The 23,381-nt window shown below is 57.6% G+C and carries 18 protein-coding genes; 15 read left to right on the forward strand and 3 right to left on the reverse strand.

Annotated elements, in window-relative coordinates:
* Positions 1-86: 86 nt before the first annotated feature.
* Together RB620_RS24995 and RB620_RS25000 are read left to right on the forward strand one after the other, a co-directional pair.
* On the forward strand, positions 87-617 hold the full coding sequence (locus RB620_RS24995) for a DinB family protein (RefSeq protein ID WP_308099160.1): 531 nt from the start codon (positions 87-89) through the stop codon (positions 615-617).
* Positions 618-707: 90 nt separating this feature from the next.
* The gene (locus tag RB620_RS25000) at positions 708-1,742 is read left to right on the forward strand and encodes an LLM class flavin-dependent oxidoreductase (protein ID WP_308099161.1); all 1,035 of its coding nucleotides are present in this window, start codon (positions 708-710) and stop codon (positions 1,740-1,742) included.
* 183 nt (positions 1,743-1,925) lie between these two features.
* On the opposite strand, the gene RB620_RS25005 is transcribed toward RB620_RS25000, so the two are convergent.
* Positions 1,926-2,180, reverse strand: coding sequence for a DUF6953 family protein (locus tag RB620_RS25005; RefSeq protein WP_308099162.1), 255 nt, complete (start codon positions 2,178-2,180; stop codon positions 1,926-1,928).
* Between the two features lie 147 nt (positions 2,181-2,327).
* On the opposite strand from RB620_RS25005, the gene RB620_RS25010 reads away from it, so the two are divergent.
* Positions 2,328-2,969 (forward strand): M15 family metallopeptidase, encoded by a 642-nt coding sequence (locus RB620_RS25010; RefSeq protein WP_374121455.1) that lies wholly within the window; start codon positions 2,328-2,330, stop codon positions 2,967-2,969.
* Between the two features lie 14 nt (positions 2,970-2,983).
* Here the strand turns inward: RB620_RS25010 and RB620_RS25015 are convergent, their stop codons facing one another.
* A complete protein-coding gene (locus RB620_RS25015) occupies positions 2,984-3,295 on the reverse strand; it encodes a thioredoxin family protein (RefSeq protein WP_308099164.1) in 312 nt (103 codons plus the stop codon).
* 328 nt (positions 3,296-3,623) lie between these two features.
* Here RB620_RS25015 and RB620_RS25020 point away from each other — a divergent pair, with 328 nt between their 5' ends.
* Both RB620_RS25020 and RB620_RS25025 read left to right on the forward strand, forming a co-directional pair.
* Complete coding sequence (locus RB620_RS25020) at positions 3,624-4,415, forward strand: TerC family protein (protein ID WP_308099166.1); 792 nt, start codon at positions 3,624-3,626, stop codon at positions 4,413-4,415.
* A 93-nt stretch (positions 4,416-4,508) separates the two neighbouring features.
* Positions 4,509-5,105, forward strand: a complete 597-nt coding sequence (locus RB620_RS25025) for a thymidine kinase (protein ID WP_308099168.1) — start codon at positions 4,509-4,511, stop codon at positions 5,103-5,105.
* Between the two features lie 178 nt (positions 5,106-5,283).
* On the opposite strand, the gene RB620_RS25030 is transcribed toward RB620_RS25025, so the two are convergent.
* A complete protein-coding gene (locus RB620_RS25030) occupies positions 5,284-5,853 on the reverse strand; it encodes a GNAT family N-acetyltransferase (protein ID WP_308099170.1) in 570 nt (189 codons plus the stop codon).
* A 544-nt stretch (positions 5,854-6,397) separates the two neighbouring features.
* On the opposite strand from RB620_RS25030, the gene RB620_RS25035 reads away from it, so the two are divergent.
* From RB620_RS25035 to RB620_RS25080, 10 genes are all read left to right on the forward strand, one after another.
* Positions 6,398-10,063 (forward strand): discoidin domain-containing protein, encoded by a 3,666-nt coding sequence (locus RB620_RS25035; RefSeq protein ID WP_308099172.1) that lies wholly within the window; start codon positions 6,398-6,400, stop codon positions 10,061-10,063.
* Positions 10,064-10,077: 14 nt separating this feature from the next.
* Complete coding sequence (locus RB620_RS25040; RefSeq protein WP_308099174.1) at positions 10,078-13,206, forward strand: glycoside hydrolase family 3 N-terminal domain-containing protein; 3,129 nt, start codon at positions 10,078-10,080, stop codon at positions 13,204-13,206.
* A 92-nt stretch (positions 13,207-13,298) separates the two neighbouring features.
* A complete protein-coding gene (locus RB620_RS25045) occupies positions 13,299-15,101 on the forward strand; it encodes a sensor histidine kinase (RefSeq protein ID WP_308099176.1) in 1,803 nt (600 codons plus the stop codon).
* Complete coding sequence (locus RB620_RS25050) at positions 15,094-16,170, forward strand: response regulator transcription factor (RefSeq protein WP_308099178.1); 1,077 nt, start codon at positions 15,094-15,096, stop codon at positions 16,168-16,170. Before RB620_RS25045 ends, RB620_RS25050 begins: the two co-directional genes overlap by 8 nt.
* Before the next feature lie 161 nt (positions 16,171-16,331).
* Positions 16,332-17,651 (forward strand): ABC transporter substrate-binding protein, encoded by a 1,320-nt coding sequence (locus tag RB620_RS25055; RefSeq protein WP_308099179.1) that lies wholly within the window; start codon positions 16,332-16,334, stop codon positions 17,649-17,651.
* Between the two features lie 52 nt (positions 17,652-17,703).
* The gene (locus RB620_RS25060; protein ID WP_308099201.1) at positions 17,704-18,585 is read left to right on the forward strand and encodes a carbohydrate ABC transporter permease; all 882 of its coding nucleotides are present in this window, start codon (positions 17,704-17,706) and stop codon (positions 18,583-18,585) included.
* Positions 18,582-19,448: a carbohydrate ABC transporter permease gene (locus RB620_RS25065; RefSeq protein WP_308099181.1), complete on the forward strand. Its 867-nt coding sequence runs from the start codon at positions 18,582-18,584 to the stop codon at positions 19,446-19,448. The genes RB620_RS25060 and RB620_RS25065 overlap by 4 nt, the downstream gene beginning before the upstream one ends.
* Positions 19,449-19,500: 52 nt before the next feature.
* Positions 19,501-21,177: a glycoside hydrolase family 5 protein gene (locus RB620_RS25070; protein ID WP_308099183.1), complete on the forward strand. Its 1,677-nt coding sequence runs from the start codon at positions 19,501-19,503 to the stop codon at positions 21,175-21,177.
* Between the two features lie 293 nt (positions 21,178-21,470).
* Complete coding sequence (locus tag RB620_RS25075; RefSeq protein WP_308099203.1) at positions 21,471-22,355, forward strand: ABC transporter permease; 885 nt, start codon at positions 21,471-21,473, stop codon at positions 22,353-22,355.
* A gap of 64 nt (positions 22,356-22,419) precedes the next feature.
* Positions 22,420-23,322 (forward strand): carbohydrate ABC transporter permease, encoded by a 903-nt coding sequence (locus RB620_RS25080; RefSeq protein ID WP_308099185.1) that lies wholly within the window; start codon positions 22,420-22,422, stop codon positions 23,320-23,322.
* Positions 23,323-23,381: the final 59 nt, after the last annotated feature.

A 23,381-nucleotide genomic window follows, 5' to 3' on the forward strand; every position in this document is an offset into this window, starting at 1 on the left:
AATGATTTGAAATTTTTCCGAACAAACGTTAAACTACGGTCAATATTATTATAGTACATCCGGACGGCAAAGAGGAGGAAGGGCAAATGGCAACGTTCGATGAACGGGAACGGGTGGGCGAAGATGGAACGGCAAGGGATTTGGCCGATCGCGGACTGCCTGCTTCGATACGATCGTTCATGAAGCTTCGCCACGAGACAATCGTTCTTGCGGAGCATGCGCCGGAGGAACGGCTGAACGACATTCCCGCCGGGCGGGCCGCCAGCCTGAGATGGTTGATCGGGCATGTGCTCGTCGTGTGGGATCATGGCCTCTTCCCGAAAGTGGGCGATTCGTGGAGGCTGCCCCCGCATTACCATACTTTATTTCCGGAAGGGAGCAGTCCGGGCAATTGGACGGTCATGCCTCCTTCTCTCGATGAATTGCTTCGAAGGCTTCGCATCCAGAAGGACGACATTCTCGACGCGACGGAACGGCATCTTGACTATCCGCTCGCGGAGCCGTTCCTCGACTTCGCGACGGTGGGCGAAGCGTTCGATTATTTGGCGGGGGAAGAACGCCGGTGCTTGAACGAAATGCGTGCCGTCGTTGCTGCTTTCGATGTACCGCTTCAGTAACGGCCAAACGAAAACTTTTGCGGCACGGGTTTGACTTCGGAAACTGTATATAATAAAATTACAGTATCTTAAAGTCAGCAGGTGATGATAATGGCAAAAAAAGAACCGCAACGGCAGCCGAACAAGCTGCATTCCTCATTCGGCATTCCGTTATCCGTGCTGGACGTCGCACCGATCATCCAAGGCGGGACGGTAGCGGAATCGCTCCGCAACTCGCTTGATTTGGCACAACATGCCGAGAGCTGGGGATACAATCGTTATTGGCTCGCGGAACATCATAATTCGCCTAGCATCGCAAGCTCCGCCACGTCGGTCGTCATCGGCCATGTGGCCGCGGGCACTTCGCATATCCGCGTCGGCGCAGGCGGCATCATGCTGCCGAACCACGCACCGCTTGTCATCGCCGAGCAATTCGGGACGCTAGAGGCTTTGTTCCCGGGCCGGATCGATCTCGGGCTAGGGCGAGCTCCCGGCACGGATCAGCTGACGGCGACCGCGCTTCGCGGCGAGCGGGGCACGAACGGCGGCAACTTCCCGGAACAGCTGGAGCAGCTCCGGGCATTCATCGATCCGGAAGGAGCCGATAAAGCGATGGCGGTGAGGGCGATTCCGGGCGAAGGCGCGGACATCCCGATCTGGCTGCTGGGCTCCAGCGATTTCAGCGCGCAGCTCGCGGGCAAGCTTGGTCTGCCTTTTGCCTTCGCGGGCCACTTCTCCCCGACGTACACGGTTCCCGCAATGAAGCTGTACCGCAGCGTCTTCCAGCCTTCAGCCGTGCTGGACGAACCGTACGGCATGGTGGCCGTCAACGTCGTGGCGGCGGATACCGACGAGGAAGCCGCCTATCTTGCGACCTCCATGCAGCAGCTTTTCCTTGGCTTTGTCCGGGGCCGCCCGGGGCCGCTGCCGCCGCCGGTACGTGACATGGAAGCATTGTGGACGCAGCAAGAGAAATACATGCTGCAGCAACAGCTTGGCTCTTCGATCGCGGGCAGTCCCGCAACGGTGAAGGCAAAGCTCGAGCAATATATCGAAGCGACCGGCGCCGACGAAATCATGGTCGCTGCCCACATTTACGACCATGCGGCGCGCGTACGTTCTTACGAGATTATCGCGGGGCTGTGAGAATACCTATATTGCGGTGAAAAAGAATCGGGAAGGACGCATCCTGGCGCTCCTCCCGATTTATTTAAATATAAGAAAGTATAAGTTTTCTCTATACTGGGCTTATATTTCTCGGAATGAAACGCGCCGCGCCGCAAAGGACGGCGACAGCCGTTTCACCTTGTTTGGTATGCAAGCAGCTTGCTACTCCTTGATCGCAGAGGTCCATCCCCAGAAAAACGAGTCGCGATCCCAGGCAGCCTTGCCGCCGTGCATTTTTTTGAACGCTTTTTTGACTTCCTTGTCGATGGAAGCATGTCCGCTCTCGTTAACGTAAATATAGGTCTCCCCGTACCGCTTCCGAATATGCTCCACCGCGTCGGCCTGGTACAACATGCCGGCATGTTTCATTTCATTAAACATCCAAGCCGCTATTTCGTGCGCCTTTGTTTCGCTCATCGTTTTTCCTCCAATGTATCGCTCTTGCCGATTGCGTTGCTTTCGGCGGCGAGCTCTATTACTATTTAAATAGAACTTGCGTCATTTGAACACCCCCTATAGGGTTTGCAGATCGAATTCATCTATTCGAAGGAGGACGAAGGGGACATGCCACCATTCCAGCCGCTGCCGCGACCTCAGCCTTCATCCGGGTGGCCGGAGCGGGGCCCGTCCCGGCGAAACCGCCGGCTGCGCGCGGCATTGCTGATCTTATTCATCCTGACGATCGTGACGTCCGTCATGATGGAATATTCGGATCGGCTCGAGAGGCTGCTGCCTTTCCTGCGCAAAGAAGTTCCGCCGATCACGGAATTGCATCCCATCGTCATGGAGAAGACGGACTTGCTGATCGAAGAGGCGAAACGTCTCGGAATATCGGTGGTTATCACCGACGACTTCCGCAGCCATGAAGATCAGAATGCGCTGTACGAGCAGGGCCGGACGCAGAAAGGACCGATCGTGACGCAAGTGCGCGGCGGAGGTTCGTATCACAATTACGGCCTCGCTATCGATTTTGCTTTGCGCACGAAAGGCGGCCGGATCGTATGGGATATGGAGCATGACGGCAACCGGAACGGGAAGCCGGATTGGCTCGAGGTCGTCGACGCGGCCAAGAAGCTGGGCTTTAGCTGGGGCGGCGATTGGAAGAGCTTCAAGGACTATCCCCATCTCCAAATGGACTTCGGTTATTCGATTTCCGAGCTCCGACGCGGTTTCCGGCCGCCGAACGGGGATGAGAAGCCGGAGTGAGCCATTGCCGGGCATTAGCTCTTTAATAGTCCGAAAAGATAATCGACGGAACGCATCGCGTATTCTTTTTGCGCCAATTGTCCATTCTTAAGAAGAACCAGGCACGGCACGCTCTCGATCCGCCACTCGTCGCGCAGACGGGGCGAGAAGTTGATGTTCGTCTTGTAGAGTGGATAGTCGATTCCAGCGGCTTCGGCGACTTCGAGCATCCGTTCGGCGACTTTGCAGGTCCCGCATAACGGCGTCGTGAACAGGACGGCCGTTCTTCCGACGTCGGCCGCGGCCAACAGCGCCAATTGCCGTTCATCCAATTCTTTTAGCGGCATGTTTGGTTTCGCCTCCTTTCGCGGCGGTCATGCATCCATCATATCAAAGGGGCCGCAAAAAAATAAAAATTTTTTTGAAACCGATCGAAACGCTGCGCGTATAGAACCCTGTGCAACACGAAAACCGATGATTACCCTCCAAAGGGGAGTAGCTGCCACGATAAAGTCGTCATTACGAGAATGTCGAATTCTCCGGCTTTATCGGCAATGTCTATACGGCATTGTTAGCGAGACCTTTGCCTTCTATGACGACATAGAGGCAAAGGTCTTTTTTGCGTGGATAGGGGCTCGTGAGCGGGAATCATTAAACCAATTGGGGGGCATGAAAATGGATTTGGGTTTATTGCTTGAGTATGGTTGGGTGCTGCTGGTACTTGTGGCGCTGGAAGGGCTGCTGGCGGCGGACAACGCGCTCGTGCTGGCGATCATGGTGAAGCACTTGCCGGATGATCAGCGCAAGCGGGCGTTGTTCTACGGGTTGGCGGGAGCGTTCGTGTTCCGATTCCTGTCGTTGTTCGTCATTTCGTTCCTGGTCGACGTATGGCAAGTGCAAGCAATCGGCGCCTTGTATTTGCTCTTCATCGCGTTAAATCATATTTTCCGAAAGGTCGTCGTCAAGAAAGGCGAGGAGTCGGCCGATAAAGAGGCCGGCAAGGAGAAGAAAAAAAGCGGCTTCTGGATGACGGTCTTCAAAGTCGAAGTCGCGGACATCGCGTTCGCGATCGACTCCATCCTGGCGGCCGTGGCACTTGCGGTAGCGTTGCCGGCATCGGGCTTGCCGAAGATCGGCGGTATGGACGGCGGACATTTCGCGGTTATTTTCATCGGCGGTTTCGTCGGACTGTTGATCATGCGTTTCGCGGCGTCGTTGTTCGTGAAGCTGCTGGAGAGCAGGCCGAGCCTGGAAATTGCGGCGTTCTGCATCGTCGGCTGGGTAGGAGTCAAGCTGGCGGTCCACACGCTCGCGCATCCTTCGCTGCATGTCATCCCGCATGATTTTGCCGAATCGACGGCTTGGAAGCTGACCTTCTACGCGGTGCTCGTGCTGATCGCGGCTTGCGGCTGGTTCATGTCCGGCAGCAAAGAGGGTAAAGACAAAAAAGCGGTCAAAGCGGTATAATAAATCCACGATAAATTCGAGTTCAAAAAAATACATCGTGATCAAAAGTGGACTTTTTGAACAACCTCGTTAAGACAGTGGAGGAGATTGCGGTTGGCACAGCTTTACTACAAATACGGCACGATGAACAGCGGCAAGTCGTTCGAAATCATTAAAGTAGCCCATAATTACGAAGAACAAGGGAAGCCGGTCCTGATCTATTCCCCGGCCGTCAGCGCCAGGGGCAGCGTCGATCGGGTCGGCTCCCGCGTCGGCTTCGAGCGGGAAGCGATTCCCGTCGCCGAAGACATGGACATGTACGAGAGCGTCAAGGAACGAATGGCGTCGTCGGGCAGAATCTATTGCGTTCTGATCGACGAAGCGCAGTTCCTGAAGCGGCATCACATTCTGGAGCTTACGCGCGTGGTAGACGGGCTGAACGTGCCCGTCATGGCGTTCGGGCTGAAGAACGACTTCCAGAACCATTTGTTCGAAGGCAGCTACAACCTGCTGGTCCATGCCGACAAGATCGAAGAGATCAAAACGATCTGCTGGTATTGCGACCGCAAGGCGACGATGGTGATCCGGTTCCGCGACGGAGAGCCCGTTAATTCGGGCGAGCAGATCCAGATCGGCGGCAACGAGGATTACAAGCCGGTCTGCCGGAAGTGCTACAATCGGGCGTTCGCGGGCGAAACGGGCAAAGCCTGACAAGAAGAAGCGGCATGGGAATCGCGACATGCCGCTTCTTTTTTTACCACATCAGAATGTTTAAGTGCTTTACAGCGATAAAGCGTAAAGAAGATCATTCTGATTGGCGATAAAAACCTCCGCTTAAACGCGGTCGCACATCCCCGAAGTACTTCGATAGGAGTTTTTCTCATGGCGCTCACTCCCTATTAGAACGACGATACGCTTTTTCATGGAATTTAGTAATGCTGCGAAACAACAACTTCCCGTCGTCCGGCAACCGATTACTCTCTTCGAAGTTCAAATACATCGCTTGATAAGGTTCCGGCACCCAAATGTACTGATGAACATAAGCAGCGAGATGGAAACCGTTTCTTTGCCAAAAATGGATTCGCCGGCAGTTTTCCTCGGTTGGTTCGGATTCCACTTCGACGATGATCCCTTTGCAATTCGCAACTGTGCGAGTCCATTCTTTGATACGGTCAAGCAATTGTCGGCCGTATCCGCTGCCGCGAAGATCCTTATGAATCGCTATATAATCAATTAGCAAAGCTCCAGCTTGTTGATCAATTCCGGTCAACGCCATCCCTACAATATCTGAGCCCTGGGCAATCGTGTGTAGTTGGCACATCCGTTTTTCAAACATGCGGCGAATAATATCGCGGCTTTTTTTGCCGTCAAGAGGAAACGATTGTTCGTAGATTCGCTCGACCGCGCTCCACCGTGCTTCATTCCAATCGTCGATGATACGGTATTCTAAATCCGTCAATCATGTTCACCACTTTCGGAACTGTGCTACAAACATTTTCTAATAAGGCTAGCGGTTTGGAGAAATACTTTTTACGGAATAAGACGGGAGGTGAACGATAACTTGAGCACTAAAGCAAAACCAGATAAAACCAATCCAAAGCATACCACGTCCCGCTCTAACGACCCGAATGATCAAGGAAAAAGCAGAGTACAAAAAAATTCGAAGTAACGATAGCATGCCCAGTTAGAAGTTGAAAGCATTAACATACCTGGATTACTTAACTGTGCAGCCGGTCGTGATGACCGGCTGCTGCTGTGTACATATTCTACTATCGTCCCCTCCAATCGTAACATCCGCATCGCCCGTATTCCATCTTTAACGGACCGCAGCGCCGCTAGTCGGAGTAATAGAGGAATAGTCGCTTGTCATCAATAAAATGCAATGGGCGAGGTTAAAAGAATCGAATGAGCGGGACCGGCTCTTGCAGTATACTATAGTTGGAAATGAAAGCGTTATCATAAATACTTTGAGACAACCCAAAAAGAAGAGGAGATGATGCAAGATGGGTAACACGGGGATTCGGGCCGCCGCCAAACCGCAATTGGTCAGGCTGCTAATTCTGGCCATGCTGGCACAAGCCGCGTTGTTTGCGGGTCCGGCGCAGCAGACGGGGGCGGCCATCGGATCGGGCGATTTTTTGAAGACGGACGGGAGGTTTATTAAAAACAACAGCGGCACAGGGGAGATCGTTACGCTGAGAGGAACAAACGCGGGCGGCTGGCTCGCGCAGGAGGATTGGATGTCGCCGCTCGGCGAATTCGCGGCGGATCGGACAGGCTGGACGGCGTCGGCTTCGGCGAACGGAGCAAACGCGGGCAACACGCTGGACGGCAGCGGCACCAGCTATTGGGACACGGGAGCGAACCAGGCGAGCGGCCAGTGGCTCCAGGTCAATCTTGGCGCGCCGACGCTGTTCAACCGTTTGTACGTGGACGCTGCGGGCAGACCGGGCGACTATCCGCGCGGGTATCAGATTCAAGCGTCCGATGACGGGACGACGTGGAGGGATATCGCGAGCGGAGCTTCTACGAGCGCGAATACGGTCGTCAGAACGACGCCGCAGGTCGCGCAATACGTCCGTATCAATCAGACGGGAACTGCATCGAATTGGTGGTCGGTAGCGGAGTTTAACCTTTTTAACGACCCCGTGCTGAATAACGGCGGCTTTACGGCCACCGCTTCATCGACCGGTTCCGGAAGCTCGGCGGCCAATGCGCTCGATGGCAACGTGAATACAAGATGGACAAGCGGAACGGCGCAGACGGGCGGACAGACGTTTACGATCAACCTTGGCGGGAACAAGGAAGTGAGCCGGATTCTGATCGATGCGGGACCGGCCTCCGCCGGCGATTATGCCCGCGGCTACGAGGTCTGGGGTTTGACGGACGGCGTCTGGACCAAATACGCGAGCGGTGCGGGCGCGTCGCGGTTCATCCATGCGGAATTCTGGTGGTCGTACTGGATGACGGAAATCCGGATCGTCCAGACCGGAAGCAGCTCGAGCTGGTGGTCGATCGCGGACGTGTCTGTATTCTCCGGCGGCAGCCTGGAGCGTTCGGGCTGGACGCTGAGCGCTTCTTCAAGCGCAGCCGGCACGTCGCCGGGCAACGTGAGGGACGGCAATGCGGGCACGGTCTGGAGCACTGGCGCGGCGCAGACGAGCGGTCAATGGTTCCAGGTCGATCTCGGCGCCAAAATCACATTTAACCAAATCGTGCTCGACACGGCCAAAAACACGGGTTACGAGCAAGACTACCCGCGCGGGTATACGGTGCAAGTGTCCCAGAACGGCACCGCTTGGACGACCGTAGCCAGCGGACAGGGCCTCCGCAAGGCGACGCCGATCAACTTCCCGGCGGTGGGCGCGAGATATATCCGTATTAACCAAACGGGCAGCGCCGGCAACTGGTGGTCGATCGGCGAACTGAGCATCAGTCTCAACAACGACGATTATTCCTTGTATTCCACGCTTGGGGAACGTTTTGGAGCAACGACGAGGGAGAGTCTCTATACAACGCATCAGAATACCTGGATCGTGGAAAGCGACATCGATAACATCAAGGCGATGGGCATGAACCTGATCCGCCTTCCGATCGCTTGGTTCGAAATCGTGGACGAAAGCGGCGCTGTCAAGCCGGGCGCGTGGACGAACATCGACTGGCTCATAGCCGAAGCGGCGGAGAGGGACATGTATGTCCTGCTTGATCTCCATACGGTGCCGGGAGGCGGCTGTCCATGGGGGAGCTGCGGACGCGTAGGCCCGAATCCGAACGCCTTCTGGACGACGACTGCTTATCAGGATATGGTCGTCGATATTTGGGAGGCGATCGCGACCCGCTATGAGGGCAACCCGGCGGTCGCGGGCTACGACCTGATCAACGAGCCGCTGATCGATTATGCAGAGGACGCGGACGACGTCGCGCAGAAGAGCGCGTATTACGACCGCCTGTATGATGCCGTCAGGGCGATCGATCCGGACCATACGATTTATATCGCGGCGTTCTTCAACTTTAACAGCATCTATGCGCCAAGCGTCTACGGCTGGCAGAACGTCGTTTACGAGGTGCATCCGTACGACATGCCCGGCGGCAAGGACGTCGACGCGCAGAACGCGCTCGTCGAGACGACCTTGGCGTCGGTCGGATCGATCCAGAACGATCCGAATTGGAACGTGCCGATTCTGCTCGGCGAATACTCGCTGTACCATAATGACGATGTTTGGGCCAAGTTCATGTCGGGGCTGAACGCGATGAATATTTCGTGGACGAACTGGTCGTACAAGGTGCGGCAAGACCATTACCAAGGTGCGGGAGGTTATTGGGGCTTCTACAATTCGAATCCCAATCCGCTTCCGGTGATCAATAACGACGCTTCCGCGACGATCGCCTCCAAGCTCGGGGCATTCGGGACGTCGCAGTTCTCGCCGAACTCGAGATTCATTAACGTCGTGAGCCGGTTTGCTTCCGGAGAGCCATGGATGGCGACCGTTCCGATCGATATGTCCGGCTGGACGGCAACTGCTTCCTCCACCGAATCCAGCGGATCCGCGGCGAACGCGATCGACTGGAACGTCTCGACGCGCTGGAGCAGCGGCGTATCCCAGGCGAACGGACAATGGTTCCAGGTGAACATGGGCGCGAAAAAAACATTCGACCAAATTTCGTTCGAGACGGGCACGGCGAACAAGTGGGATTATCCGCGGGGCTACCAGGTGCAGATATCGAACGACGGCGCAAGCTGGACGACGGTCGCAAGCGGCCAAGGCTTCGGCTGGAAGCAATCGATCGTCCTCGGGCCTCAGTACGCGCAGTACGTCCGCGTCGCGCAGACCGGGAACGCGCACGAGTGGTGGTCGATCTCGGAATTTCACGTGTATTCCGAGCCTTCGCTCGTTCGGAGCGGCTGGACGGCCAGCGCGTCTTCGACGGACGCGGGAGATTCCGTCGGCGGGGCGATTGACGGCAGCTTGACTACGCGCTGGAGCAATGGAGCCGCGCAGGCGAACGGCCAATTTTACGCGGTCGATATGGGCAAGGCTCAGACGTTTAACCGGCTGCTGCTCGATACGGCGGCTTCCGCTGGCGATTATCCGCGCGGCTACCAGATTCAAGTGTCGAACGACGGAACGAGCTGGTCTACCGTCGCTTCGGGGACGAACGCGAATGCTGCCCTACTTGTGCAATTCCCGGTACAGACGGCTCGCCACATCCGGGTCGTGCAGACCGGAACGGCAAGCAGCTGGTGGTCGATCGCCGATCTGCAGGTGTACGGAGAGAAGGAACTGGCGCGAGCGGGCTGGACGGCGTCGGCTTCGCAGACGGAAGCGGGAAGCAGCGCGGGCAATGCGCTCGACGCTAGCGCGTCGACAAGATGGAGCGGCGGAGTTCCGCAGGCAAGCGGCCAGACGTTCCAGGTCGACATGGGCGCAAGCCGTTGGTTCAACCATATCGTCATGGATTCGGGCGCAAGCACGGGCGATTATGCAAGAGGGTACGTGATCGAGGTATCCTCGAACGGCACTAGCTGGAGAACCGTGGCAAGCGGAGAAGGCGCTTCGGCTGCGATCGCCGCGAATTTCCCGATTACGGAAGCCCGCTATATCAGGGTCACGCTCAAGGAAGCGTCACCGAGCTGGTGGTCGATTAGCGACTTCCGAGTGTTCGAGTAGGGAGGACGGAAGCGATGAGCGGAACGATGTTTCGAAAATGGGTTTCGGCCGCGCTGGCGGCGGCTTTGCTGGCGACGTTAGCCGCGTTTCCGGGCGCGGCCTATGCGAACGATTACCAGAATCCGTCCTTGCCCGTCGAACAAAGGGTATCGGACCTGCTCGGACGCATGACGCTGCAGGAGAAGATCGGCCAGATGCTGCAAGTGGAACGGCTCGCGGCGACGCCGGCCCAGGTCGGCCAACATTTCATCGGCTCCGTATTGAGCGGGGGAGGGTCCAACCCTTCCCCCAATACGAAGGAGGCATGGGCGGCCATGGTCGACGGCTACCAATCCGCTGCGCTAGGCACGCGTCTCGGCATCCCGATCCTGTACGGCGTCGATGCGGTCCATGGCCATAACAACGTGTACGGAGCCACGATATTCCCGCATAATGTCGGACTCGGAGCGACTGGAGACGAGTCGCTCGTGCGCCGGATCGGGGCGGCGACGGCCAAGGAAATAAGGACGACCGGCATCCAGTGGGATTTCGCGCCTTGCCTGTGCGCGCCTCAAGATATCCGTTGGGGACGGACGTACGAAGGTTATTCCGAGGATCCCGCTCTCGTCGCCAAGCTGGGAACGGCGTTCGTGGAAGGCCTTCAAGGAATGCCCGGCGATGCAGGTTTTCTGAAAGGGACGAAGGCGATCGGCACCGTCAAGCATTGGCTTGGCGACGGCAACACGACCGCCGGCGACGATCAAGGCAACATCACGTTGTCCGAAAGCGCCCTCGATCCCTATATCCAGCCTTATCGGGAAGCGATCGCCGCCGGAGCGAGGTCGGTCATGATTTCGCTGACGACCTGGAACGGGACGAAGATGCACGCGAATGCCCATCTCATTACGGATATGCTCAAGCAGGACTTGAACTTCGACGGCATGATCGTGTCCGATTGGAACGGAGCGTACTCAATGGTCAACCAAGGCGTTTACCCGAACTATTCCGAGGCGTTGAAAGCGACGGTAAACGCAGGCATCGACATGTTCATGGAGCCGGACAACTGGTCGCAGTTCATTCCGACACTTACCGCGCTCGTGAACGGCGGGCAAGTCAGCGTGTCGCGCATCAACGATGCGGTGTCCCGCATTCTCAGGGTCAAGTTCGAGGCGGGGCTGTTCGAGGCGCCTTACACGGACGCGAGCCTTCTGGCGGACGGATCGTTCGGGGGAGCGGAGCACCGGGCGCTGGCGAGGGAAGCCGTGCGCAAGTCCGCGGTGCTGCTGAGGAACGAAGGCAAGCTGCTGCCGCTGAACAAAAACGCGAAGCTATTCGTCGCCGGCTCGAAAGCAAGCGACATCGGCACGCAATCCGGCGGTTGGACGATCAGCTGGCAGGGCTCTTCAGGCGCCATCACGCCGGGGACGACGATTCTTCAAGGGATCCAAGCCGCCGTAACGAACGCGGCGAACGTCACCTATTCCGCAGGAGGAACCGGGGCGTCCGGGCATGACGCGGCCATCGTCGTCGTAGGGGAGGCGCCATCGGCCGAAATGATGGGCGACGTTGGCGCGGGTCAGCCAAGGCCCGACCTGAATCTGAGCGCCGCCGACCAGACGGTTCTGGCTAACGTGCAGGCTAGCGGCGTTCCCACCGTCGTGATCATGCTGTCGGGACGGCCGATGACCATCGGCAGCCTGCTGCCGGACTGGGAAGCGTTCGTCGCGGCCTGGCTGCCCGGCACGGAGGGAGCGGGCGTATCCGACGTCCTGTTCGGGGATTACGATTTTACGGGCAAGCTTCCGTTCACTTGGCCCGGGAGCATGGCACAAATTCCCGCGAACTTCAACGACTCCGGCTATGCGCCGCTCTTCCCGATCGGCTATGGTCTCAGTGCTTCCGCCACGGGCGTCCGCGAGCTGCCGGGCCTCGTCGAGGCGGAGAACCATAATGCCGCTTCCGGCGTGCAGACGGAGGCAACAACGGACGCGAGCGGCGGCCTGAACGTCGGGTTCGTCGACACCGGGGATTGGATGGAGTATCGCGTCTTCGCCCCTGCAGCGGGAGCTTACAAGCTTCGAATCCGCGTCGCGAGCGGCAATGGGGGCGGCGCGCCGGGCGGAATCGGGATTAGCTCAGGCGGGACTTCTCTCGCCACGATGAGCGTTCCGGCAACGGGAGGCTGGCAATCGTGGACGACCGTGCAAGGAACGGTCAATCTGGCTGCGGGAGCGCAGACGCTCCGGATGACGGCGCTTGCCGGAGGCTGGAACGCCAACTGGCTGGAGCTGATCCCGGTCGCCGCGGGTTCCGCGGGCAATCTGCTCGCGAATCCCGGCTTCGAGACGGGCTCCGCGTCCGGCTGGAACGACTGGAACGGAGGCGTTCAGGCGCAAAGCGTCGATACCGACTTGCCGTACGACGGCGCGCGCAAGCTGACGCATTGGGCGGCGTCCGATTACCGCCAGTTGACCAGGCAGACGGTGAACGTCCCGAACGGGTTGTACCGGCTAAGCGCTAAGGCAAGGACCGGGGGCGGCCAGAACGCCTTGCATCTGTACGCGAAGACATCCGGGCTGGAGCGGCGGGAGAACGTATCGAGCGCTGCTTCGCAGTATTGGCAGACGTACACCATCGACCGGATCCGCGTCACCGACGGGCAGCTCGAGATCGGTGTATGGTCGGACGCGAAAGCCGGCAATTGGGCGGCGTTCGACGCGTTCGAGCTGGTTCCCGCGAACTGGCTGGCGAATCCGGGCTTCGAGGACGGGAGCGCCGCGGGTTGGACGGAATGGCACGGCGGCCCTCTCGCCCAGAAGGCGGACTTGGACGGACCCGCTTCCGGCAGCTACAAGCTGACGCATTGGGCGGGCGCCGCGTACCAGCAGCTCACCGGCCAGACGGAGCTGGTGCCGAACGGCGTTTATGCGGTTAGGGTGTGGGCGCGCTCCGGAACGGGACATCAAGCGCTGCACCTGTACGCGAAGGACTACGGCGGGGCCGAGCTGACCGCTCCCATCCCCAGCGGTTCGGCGAACTGGACGCTTTACGAGATCAGCGGCATCGCGGTGACGGCGGGCGAGATCGAGATCGGCGTCTGGTCCTCGGCTAACGCAGGCGCATGGGCGGCGTTCGACCGGTTCGAGCTGATCCGGACGTCGTAGAGCGAGGGAGCAGGAAAACGCTTTCGTTTTGTCGAATTGTCGAAGTGAATAACCATCGAACTTTCCCGGACAGCCGGGGGCAGGAGGAGACTATGCCGCTTCAAGGAATCAGCATCCGCTTCCGGCTTATGGTACTTATGATATGTCTCACGACGCTTCCCGTCATTACGGTCACATGGCAGGCGACGAACAATACGAGAAGCTCGGTAGAGAAGGAAATGATCGATGCCAACGAGTCCCGCATGATATGGGCCAGCCAATATTTGGATGAATTGATTCAACAGGTGGACACTCTGTTCTATTCGCTCCATATCCGTTCGGAGCTGATTGGCAAGCTGTCGCGCGCAGACGGGCTGGAAGCGTCAGAGCGATACCTTCTGCAGAACGAGCTGCTTGCCGCGATGAATACGGCCTACTATTCGTTCTCGCGCAAGATCGACCATCTTACCCTCTACGTTCATTCTACGGGGAGAGCCTATTCGGTCAACTACGCGAACAGCGGCCTGACCCATTCGCTCGATATTGGCGAAGGACCTTGGAGCCGGATGCTCCGCGAACCGGCGGGCCTTTATTTCAAAGCGTCCGGGGATGCGCTGAGCGCCTACCATTCCATGAACGAGTTCCAAGGCCAAGAGCTGATCGGGGGCATTTCCGCGCGGATCGACCGCAAAGTATGGGAACAAGCGGGTAAAATATTGCAATCGGAGCCGGAAAGCGCGATCTTCCTCGTAAGCGACGAGGGAGAGCTGCTTCCAGGCTCTTCGCCGTTACCGGAGGATGCGGAGCTGCGCCGGAGCTTGGACGGCCTGAACCTGGCATCGTCATCCGTTGCCTTTCGCAAGACGGAAGATTATTACGTGTTCGCGAGGCGCGTCAGCGACGGCCAATTGCATGTCGTCAAGGCGATTCCGGCCGCGACGATCGATGCCATCGCGCAGAAGACGATGACGGCGGGCCTCTGGACGGGCGTCTTGTTCACGGCCGTATCCATCCTGCTGTCCATCGTCGTATCGCTTCGCATCAGCCGTCCGATCGTCAGCCTCGCGAGGACGATGCGCAAATCGCATATCCACGATTTCGAGATGAAGTCCGTGCGAAGCAAAGACGAAATCGGGCTGCTCGAGGCGGGCTACAATTTCATGATGGCGCGCATTAAAGCGCTGATCGAGAACGAATACCAGCATGAGATCGAAGTAAAAAATGCGCAGCTCATCGCCCTGCAAGCCCAGATCAACCCCCACTTCCTGAACAATACGCTCCATATGATCGGCGGAATGGCGCTTGCGAAGGGCGCACCGGAAATTTACCGCGTTACGCACGTGATCGGGGATTTGCTCCGCTATTCCATCAGCTCCGAAGAAGAGCAGACGGTCTGCCTGAACGACGAGCTGAAGCATACCGCCAATTATTTGTTCATCCAGGAACAGAGGTTTGCCGGCAGATGCATCGCGGCCGTGACCTCCGATGAAAACGCGGGCGAGGTCCGGATTCCAAAGTTCACCTTGCAGCCCATCGTGGAGAATGCTTTCGAGCACGGGCTGCAAAGGAAGGAAGGCGAGTGGGAACTGGAGGTGCGGGCGAAGCTGATCGGGAAGCGGCTCGTCCTTATCGTTAAGGACGGGGGCGTCGGCATGGAGCCGGGCAAGCTGGCTCTGCTCCGAAAGGAGCTGGACTCGTCCGAACGTGGGCAGAATCCTGCGCCGGAAGAGCGGAAGGGGAGAAGGGGGATCGGATTGCTTAACGTTCATGCGCGGCTGACGATCCGTTACGGCAGACGTTACGGCGTGCGTCTCTTCAGCGCGGAAGGCGCGGGCACGCTGGTCGTCATGACGATGCCGGCGAACGGCGCGAGCTCGGCAGGCACCGGGATAGAGAGGGGGGATCGGTATGTATAACGTATTGATCATCGACGACGAGCCTTGGTCGAGGGAAGTGGTGAAGGCGCTCGGCCGCTGGGAGCAGCTTGGACTCCGCGTAGCAGGCGAAGCGGAAGACGGCACCGAGGGCTTGCGCCGAATAGGGGAGCTCCGTCCCGACATCGTCGTGACGGATATGAGAATGCCGGGCGTCGAAGGCGTCGAGCTGCTGCGGGCGGTGCATGACCGCCATCCCGAGGTGAAAATCATCGTGATGAGCGGTTATGACGATTTTGTTTATTTGAAGCAGGCGATCCGCTCCAAGGCGATCGAGTATTTGCTGAAGCCGATCAACCCAGAAGAGCTGAACGCGGCGCTCGCGAAGTGCAAGGAAGAGCTGGGACGGCAGGCCGTGCCCCTTTCGTCCATCTTCGCCAGCTTGGAAGCGACGCAGCGATACGCAAGCATGCGCGAGCGGGTCTACTCGAGTCTGCTTGCGCTGGACAAGGACGGGATCGCGGCCGCGTTCGAAGCGATGGCCCGAGGCTTCGCGCTCCTTGAGACGCCGATAGCGGAGCCGGGCGGCGCTTCGAGAGTCGCGGGCGACCTGCTGCTCATGCTGGAGCAATTCCTGTCGGAGCAAGACGCGACGTTGGAGCTGCTGCTGCCGGACGGCGGGGATCGCGCGGGGTTGAACGGTGGCGGGAGCAACGCGGAACAATCCGTTCAAGCGGTTGGATTTTTGTTCGGCCAGGCGGTCGAAGCGCTGCTGACTTTCCGCCATTCGCGCAGCCGCCTCGACATGGTGGACGTCAGAAGCTACATCGACGCCCACTTCCAGGACGCGATCTCGCTCGAGACGGTAGCGGGACAGTTCCTGGTCAGCCGGGAGCATCTTAGCCGGATGTTCAAATCGTGGTCGGGCGAGAATCTGTCCGATTACATCGTCCGCAAGCGTATGGAGAGGGCTCGGGTTCTTATCGCGGTAGACAGGCTTCCAATCAAACATGCCGCGCAGCTGTCCGGCTACGAAGACATCGCGTATTTCTACCGGGTGTTCAAAAAACATTTCGGCATCACGCCGGGAGATTTGCGGAAGGAAGGTTAGCGAAGGCGCCTGAAACGCACATCGCTATAGGGGAGGAGCCCAAAGCTTCCTCCCTTTTCCATATCAATAAAGTACAATCGGTTACGTTAAAATCCTCGAAAGAAAGCGCTTTACTTCTTCGTTATACTGAAGCTGCAACTAACTCATAGGGGGAATCGACAATGAAGAAAACGCTTCATATGCTGCTGGTTCTGGCGATGATCGTAGCGGTCGTCGCGGCTTGCAGCTCGGGGAATAACGGCAACGGAGGGAACAACGCCGCGGAGCCGACCGCGAGCGGCAGCGCGAACGGGGAAGCGAAGGCGACGGAGCCGCCGCAGAAGGTCGAATTGAAGGTATTCATGAGCTTCCCGCGCTTCAAAGACCAGTTCGAGCAATATTTCGCCCAGTTCAAGGAAAAGCAGCTGGCGGAGAAAAACATCGACGTCACGATCGAGCTGGAGATGCCGAATGCCGACCAAGCCAAACAAATTCTGCAGTCCCGGCTTTCGTCCGGAGACGCGCCCGACTTGTATACGCTGCACGCGAACGACATCCCGACGTATTACGACGCCGGGTACGTGGCGGATTTGACGGGTCAGCCGTTCGTCGGCAAGCTGTACGAAGCGGTTACCGAAACGGTCAAATACGATGGGAAAGTCGCTGCGCTGCCGCTCGAAAGCCTGTCGTGGGGGTACCTGTACAACAAAACGATCTTCAATGAACACGGCATAACCCCTCCGCAGACGCTGGACGAGATGAAGGCAGCGGTAGAGAAGCTGCAAGCCGCGGACGTCAAACCTTTCCTGCTTGCCTTCCAAGAATCGTGGATTCCTCAGCTCATGATGGCGCTCTCGCTCGGGGGAACCGTATCGTCGGCCCATCCGGACTGGATCGAGAAGATGAACGCGGGCGAAGCCTCCTACGCGGACGTGCGCTCCGTCTTCGACATGATCGACATCATCATGGCGAACGGCACGGACAAACCTTTCGAAACGGGCAACGAAGCCGGCTCCGCGGAGTTCGCAAGCGGCAAAGCGGCCATGTGGGTGCAAGGTCCATGGAATGCGGAAACGATTCTGAAGGTCAATCCGGACATGGACTTCGGCGTTGCTCCGCTGCCGGTCAGCAACAATCCGGATGATGCGATGATCAACCTGGCGACATCCACTTCGCTTGCTTTGTCTCCGACGAGCAAGAACAAGGAAGTGGCGCTGGATCTGCTCAACTACATTTTGGATGACCAAGACTCCTCGGCACTGTTCGAGCAGCTGAAGTTCAACCCGATCGCGACCGTTCATAAATATGAAGTGTTCCCGTGGGTGAACGAAGCAAGCGCGTACGTGTCCGAAGGCAAAGCCTACCTGGATCTCAAGCTGCCGAACGGCGTGACGGACGAGACGGCGAAGCTGCTCCAAAGCTACTACGTCAAGGACGTTACGCAGGACGATATCATCGCGGCGCTGGATAAAGTGTGGCAGACGGCCGTGAAGGGCAATTAATCCGGCTGCGGCGGACTAAGCCATGGCCTGACCGGGAGTGAATAAGCCTATGATGCCAACTAGAAAATGGAACCGGACAGCGATGCTGCTGTTGTTCGTCCTCCCCGCGCTCGCCTTCTACGCTGCGTTTACGCTGGCCCCCGCAATCGGGGGCACCTTGTACAGCTTAACGGACTGGAACGGACTGAACCCCACCTACCGAATGGTGGGGTTGTCCAATTACGTCGAGGCGATGAGGGACCGTTTCTTTCTGAAATCGTTATGGTTTACGTTCAAGTTCGTTCTATTCATGCTGGTGTTCCAAAACGCGCTCGCAATTGTGCTGGCTGTATTCGTAGAATCGCTGGGCAGAAGCAAAGTGTGGTTCCGCACGATCTTCTTTATGCCGAACATGCTGAGCCTGATCATCGGCGGATTCATGTGGATGTTTATTTTCACGCGGGTGTTCCCGTATTTTGCCGAGCAGACGGGCTGGCTCCTGCTGGACCAGTCTTGGGTAGGCGATCCGCAATACTCGTTTTTCTCCATCCTCGCGCTTTCGCTGTGGGGAGGCGTCGGATATTTGATGGTCATCTACATCGCGGCACTGCAAGGCGTGCCGCAGCATCTGAAGGAAGCGGCGGCGATCGACGGGGCGGGCTCGTTCCGCCTGTTCTGCAACGTTACGCTGCCGATGATCTATCCGGCGCTCACGATCGGCGTATTCCTGACGCTGAACGGCTCGTTCAAAGTGTTCGACGCGGTCTATTCGCTGACGGGCGGAGGCCCGGGCCGGTCGACGCAGGTGATCGCGATCAATATCTTCGAAGAGGCGTTCAGCTTCAGCAACCGTTACGGGTATGCCAGCGCCAAGGCGATGATTCTGTTCGGGATCGTCATGGTCATCACCGTTATACAGCTCGCGATCATGAAGCGAAGAGAGGTGAGGGCATGACGGGCCATTCGAAGAGACGGGCCGGCGGCGGCAGGAATTTGGGGGGACGGCTCGGCTATGGCGCGGTATGGCTGTTCCTGCTAGTCGCTGCCGTCATCACGCTGTTCCCGATCTATATGGCGCTTCTCAATTCCGTGAAGACGCAAGGGGAAATGCTGACGAACATATTGGCATGGCCTGTGTCTCCGGAGCTGGCCAACTACGCGGACGCCTTTCGCAAAACGGACTACCTTCGAAGCTTATGGAACACAATCGTCGTGGCGGCCGTGGGTCTTGCCGGCATAATCCTGTTTGCGTCGATGGCGGGCTACAAGCTGTCGCGGACGCCGGGCAAACTGAGCGGATTTTTGTTCGGGTTATTCGTCATGTCGACGCTCATCCCGTTCCACTCGATCATGATTACGCTGGTCAAAATTAGCGGCGACATGGGGCTGCAAGGCTCGGCGGTTGGCCTCGGACTGATCTATATCGGGCTTGGCGTAGCGGTGGCGATCTTCTTGTACCACGGGTTCGTCAAGTCGGTGCCGAAGGAGCTGGACGAGGCGGCGGTCATCGACGGCTGCGGTGAATTCAGGCTGTATTTCGTCGTCATTCTGCCGCTCCTGCTGCCGATTACGGCAACGATCGCCATCCTGAACACGCTTTGGATGTGGAACGATTTCCTGCTACCGCTGCTGATTTTGACCGATTTCAAAAGCTATACCTTGTTATTGTCGACGAACATGCTGTTCGGTGAATACAACAACGATTGGTCCGCTATTCTCGCGTCGCTCGTGCTGGCTATGCTGCCGGTTATCGTGCTGTATTTGATCTTGCAGAAATATATTCTGCACGGCATCGCCGAAGGCGCGATCAAATCTTAGGCGCCGGCGACCCGGCATTCTAGCCGGAGGGTTTCATAAGGAGGAAGTAACGGTGAACGGTACGAGAAACGAGGAAGTTACCGGGTTCGTCCGGGCGGAAGGCAAAAAGCTGGTGAACGGCAATGGCGACCCGTTGCTGCTGCGCGGCGTCGGCTTCGGCAGCTGGCTGCTGCCGGAAGGGTATATGTGGCGGTTCCCCGAGGGCGGGGACCGTCCCCGCCGCATCGAAGCGATGATCGAGCGGCTGATCGGAGCGGAGAAAGCAAATGATTTCTGGTCCGCCTACTATCAGCGCTACATCGCGGAGGATGACATTGCTAGGATCGGGGAGGAAGGGTTCAATTCCGTAAGATTGCCCATTAACGCACGGTTTCTGCAGACCGGCGGCGGGGAGCCCGCGACTTACAGAGAGGATCGGCTGGCGCTGCTGGACCGGGTCATCGGCTGGTGCAGGACGTACCGGCTGTACGTCATCCTGGATCTGCATGGCGCGCCGGGCGGCCAGACGGGGACCAACATCGACGACTCCGAGTTCGACCGCCCGGATTTATTCTCGGACGCGAATCACCGGCGGGAAGCGGTCGAGCTATGGAGAATGCTGGCCAGACGTTACAAAGACGAGTGGATCGTCGCGGGTTACGATCTGCTGAACGAGCCGCTCCCTGAATGGTTCTCCTCGCTGAACGGCGAGGTCATGCCGCTGTACAAGGAAATGATCGGCGCCATCCGGGAGGCGGACGATCGACACATGATCGTTCTGGAAGGCGTCCACTGGTCGACGGACTGGACGATTTTCGAGGACGCGTTCGGCGACGATCCGATCGACGGCAACGTGCTGCTCCAGTTCCACAAATATTGGAACAATCCCGATACGGAAAGCATATCCAACTATTTGGCATGCCGCGACCGCTGGAACGTCCCGATCTTCATGGGCGAAGGCGGCGAAAACAATACGGATTGGTACGCGGGGGTATTCCGGCTGTTCGACGACCACGAGATCTCGTGGAACTTCTGGACATGGAAGAAGATGGACACGACCAACTCGCCATGCTCGATCCGCAAGCCGGACGGCTGGGGGCTGTTAGTCGACTATCTGCAAGGGGGAGACAAGCCGAGCGAGGAAACGGCGGAGCGCATCCTGTGGCAGTATTTGGACAATATGAAACTCGAGAATTGCGATTATATGCCGGCGGTCGCCTGCTCGCTTCTTAGACGGGCGCCCGTCCGCATCCCCGCTGTATTCTACGGGTATAAAGGCGAAGGCGCCAGCTTCGGCTTCGGAGAGCGGGGAACAGAGGGGGCGCGGGTCGAAAACTCCGAATCGATCGGATTCCGAATCGGGGATCGAACCTGCATCCGATTCGTCGAGAGCGACCGGACGACGGCAGCCTTCGCGCATGGCGGCGGCGAGGCCTGGAAGCAGGACGAGTGGCTGTGCCTGGAGCTGTCGAAAGGCGATTGGTTCGTGTACGAATTCACGGAGGACGGTCGTTCGCCGGAATCGGAAATAACGGCAACCCTGGAATTGCTCGCTTTAGGCGAGAGCGGCCGACTGTCGGTGGAACTGAACAGTCGCGAAGCTGCGGTCATCGAGGCGAAAGGCGGCGACTGGCGCGAGTACGGCAATATTTCTCTTGGCAAACTTACTCCCGGCGGACACGAGTTAAGGATCCGCTGCGCGGACGGTGCCGTTCGCGTTTCACGGTTGTTGTTGGACAGGAAGCTGTAACGGCACTCAATGAATGATTAGGATGAAATAGGGCGATGAATTGTGATTTATTTACAATTCATCGCCCTATTTAATTGAGCTATAATCATAAGATTGCACTTGTTATACTTCCCGTTGATTTACGATACTTTTCGTTGAATCGGAGAGTGGTAACGCATTCACGATCATCTTACAATTACTTTATCTTAATCGAGAGCGGGAGGAAACAAGGCATGCAAAGGGGGACTTCAGCTCCAGCGGCATCAAGCGTCACGATCTCCCATCAGGAGAAGCCGCTGTGGAAGCGGTTTATCATGCAATGGCAAGTGCAAGTCATGATATTCCCAGCTTTGGTATTTATTCTTATTTTTAATTACTTGCCTATGTACGGCGTGCTGATGGCATTCCAGGATTACAGCCTGTTCAAAGGGTTTTTCGCCAGCGAATGGGCGGGGCTGAAACATTTTAAAGCGTTTTTCGACTCGCCGGATTTCTTCCAGGTGATGCGCAATACGATCGTGATCAGCCTTCTGAAGCTGGCGATCGGGTTCCCGGCTCCCATCCTGCTGGCGCTTATGCTGAACGAAGTGAAAAACATGGTGTTCAAGCGCGTCATCCAGACGATCAGCTACCTGCCGCATTTCCTGTCCTGGGTCATCGTATCGGGGTTCGTCATTTCGATGTTGTCCGTGGACAACGGAAGCTTGAACATTCTGCTCGGGAAGCTCGAGCTGATCGACAAGCCGGTCAACTTCCTGTCGCTGCCGGAATATTTTTGGGCCATTATCGTCACCACGAACGTGTGGAAGGAAGTCGGCTTTGCGACCATCGTCTACCTGGCGGCCATCGCGGGCGTCGACCAGAGCATGTACGAGGCGGCGTCCATCGACGGGGCGAGCAAGCTGAAGCAAATTTTCCTCATCACGCTCCCGTCCATCACGCCGGTCGTCATCATCTTCCTCATCCTGAATATCGGCAGCTTGCTGAACGCCGGCTTCGACGACCTGCTCCTGCTCGGGAACAGCGCGATGCTGCGGGACGTGGCGGATGTCATCGATACGTATTCCTACCGCGTTGGCATTATCAACAACCGGTTCTCGTACGCGGCCGCGGTCGGATTGTTCAAAGCGGTCATTAGCGTCGGGCTGCTTACGATGGCCAACTTCCTGGCCAGAAGGGCGGGCACGAGCCTATGGTAACGGGAATGACGGGAATGACGGAAATGATGGGAATGATCAACAAACAGAAAAGCGGTGAAGCCACATGAAGTTAAGCAGCGGGGACAAAACGTTGCATGTCGTCATCTACATCCTACTGACGTTGCTTGGTTTTCTCACCTTGTATCCGTTCTGGAACTCCGCGGTCATCTCGTTTAACCTCGGCATCGATACGGCGAAGGGCGGCATCACGTTCTGGCCGAGGGTGTTCACGCTGGACAACTACGCCATCGTGTTCCAAGACTCGCGGATCGTGAACGCGTTCTACGTTTCGGTGCTCCGCACGATCGCCGGCACGTTTCTGTCGATCCTGTTCACGGCGCTGTTCGCCTACGGGATGTCGGTGAAAGGCGTGGTGTTCAAAAAGTTCTACATGGTGTTCGCCATCGTCACGATGTACTTCAGCGGCGGGCTCATCCCGTATTATCTCGTCAACCGCGAGCTCGGACTCATGAACACCTTCTGGGTGCTCGTCATTCCGACGGTCATCAGCGTTTACAACATGATCATCTTCCGTACCTTCTTCATGGGTTTGCCCGCCGGACTGGAAGAGTCGGCGCGGATCGACGGCGCCAGCACCTTCGGCGTGTTCTTCCGGATCGTGCTCCCGTTGTCGGGGCCGGTCATCGCGACCTTGTCGCTCTTCACCGCCGTCTACCATTGGAACGATTGGTTCACGGCCACGATCTTCATCAATGAAGCGGATAAATTCCCGATTCAGACCATGCTCCAGCAAATTCTGAATTCGAACATCATGACGGAGCAGCTGACGATGGCGACCAAAGGCAACGCGGCCGCGGCGGACGCCATGAACCGGATGCAGAGCGTCACGACGAAGTCGCTTACGATGGCGACGATGATGGTGGCGACGCTGCCGATCATCCTGGTGTACCCGTTCGTTCAGCGTTTCTTCGTCAAAGGCGTGTTGGTCGGCTCGCTTAAGGAATAGGGTTCGGCCATTCGATAGCCATGTTATTCGGTCCGGCTGCTCAGCGGCGGCAGGATGAA

The sequence above is a fragment of the Paenibacillus sp. LHD-117 genome, from assembly GCF_030929555.1.
Classification (GTDB): Bacteria; Bacillota; Bacilli; order Paenibacillales; family Paenibacillaceae; genus Pristimantibacillus.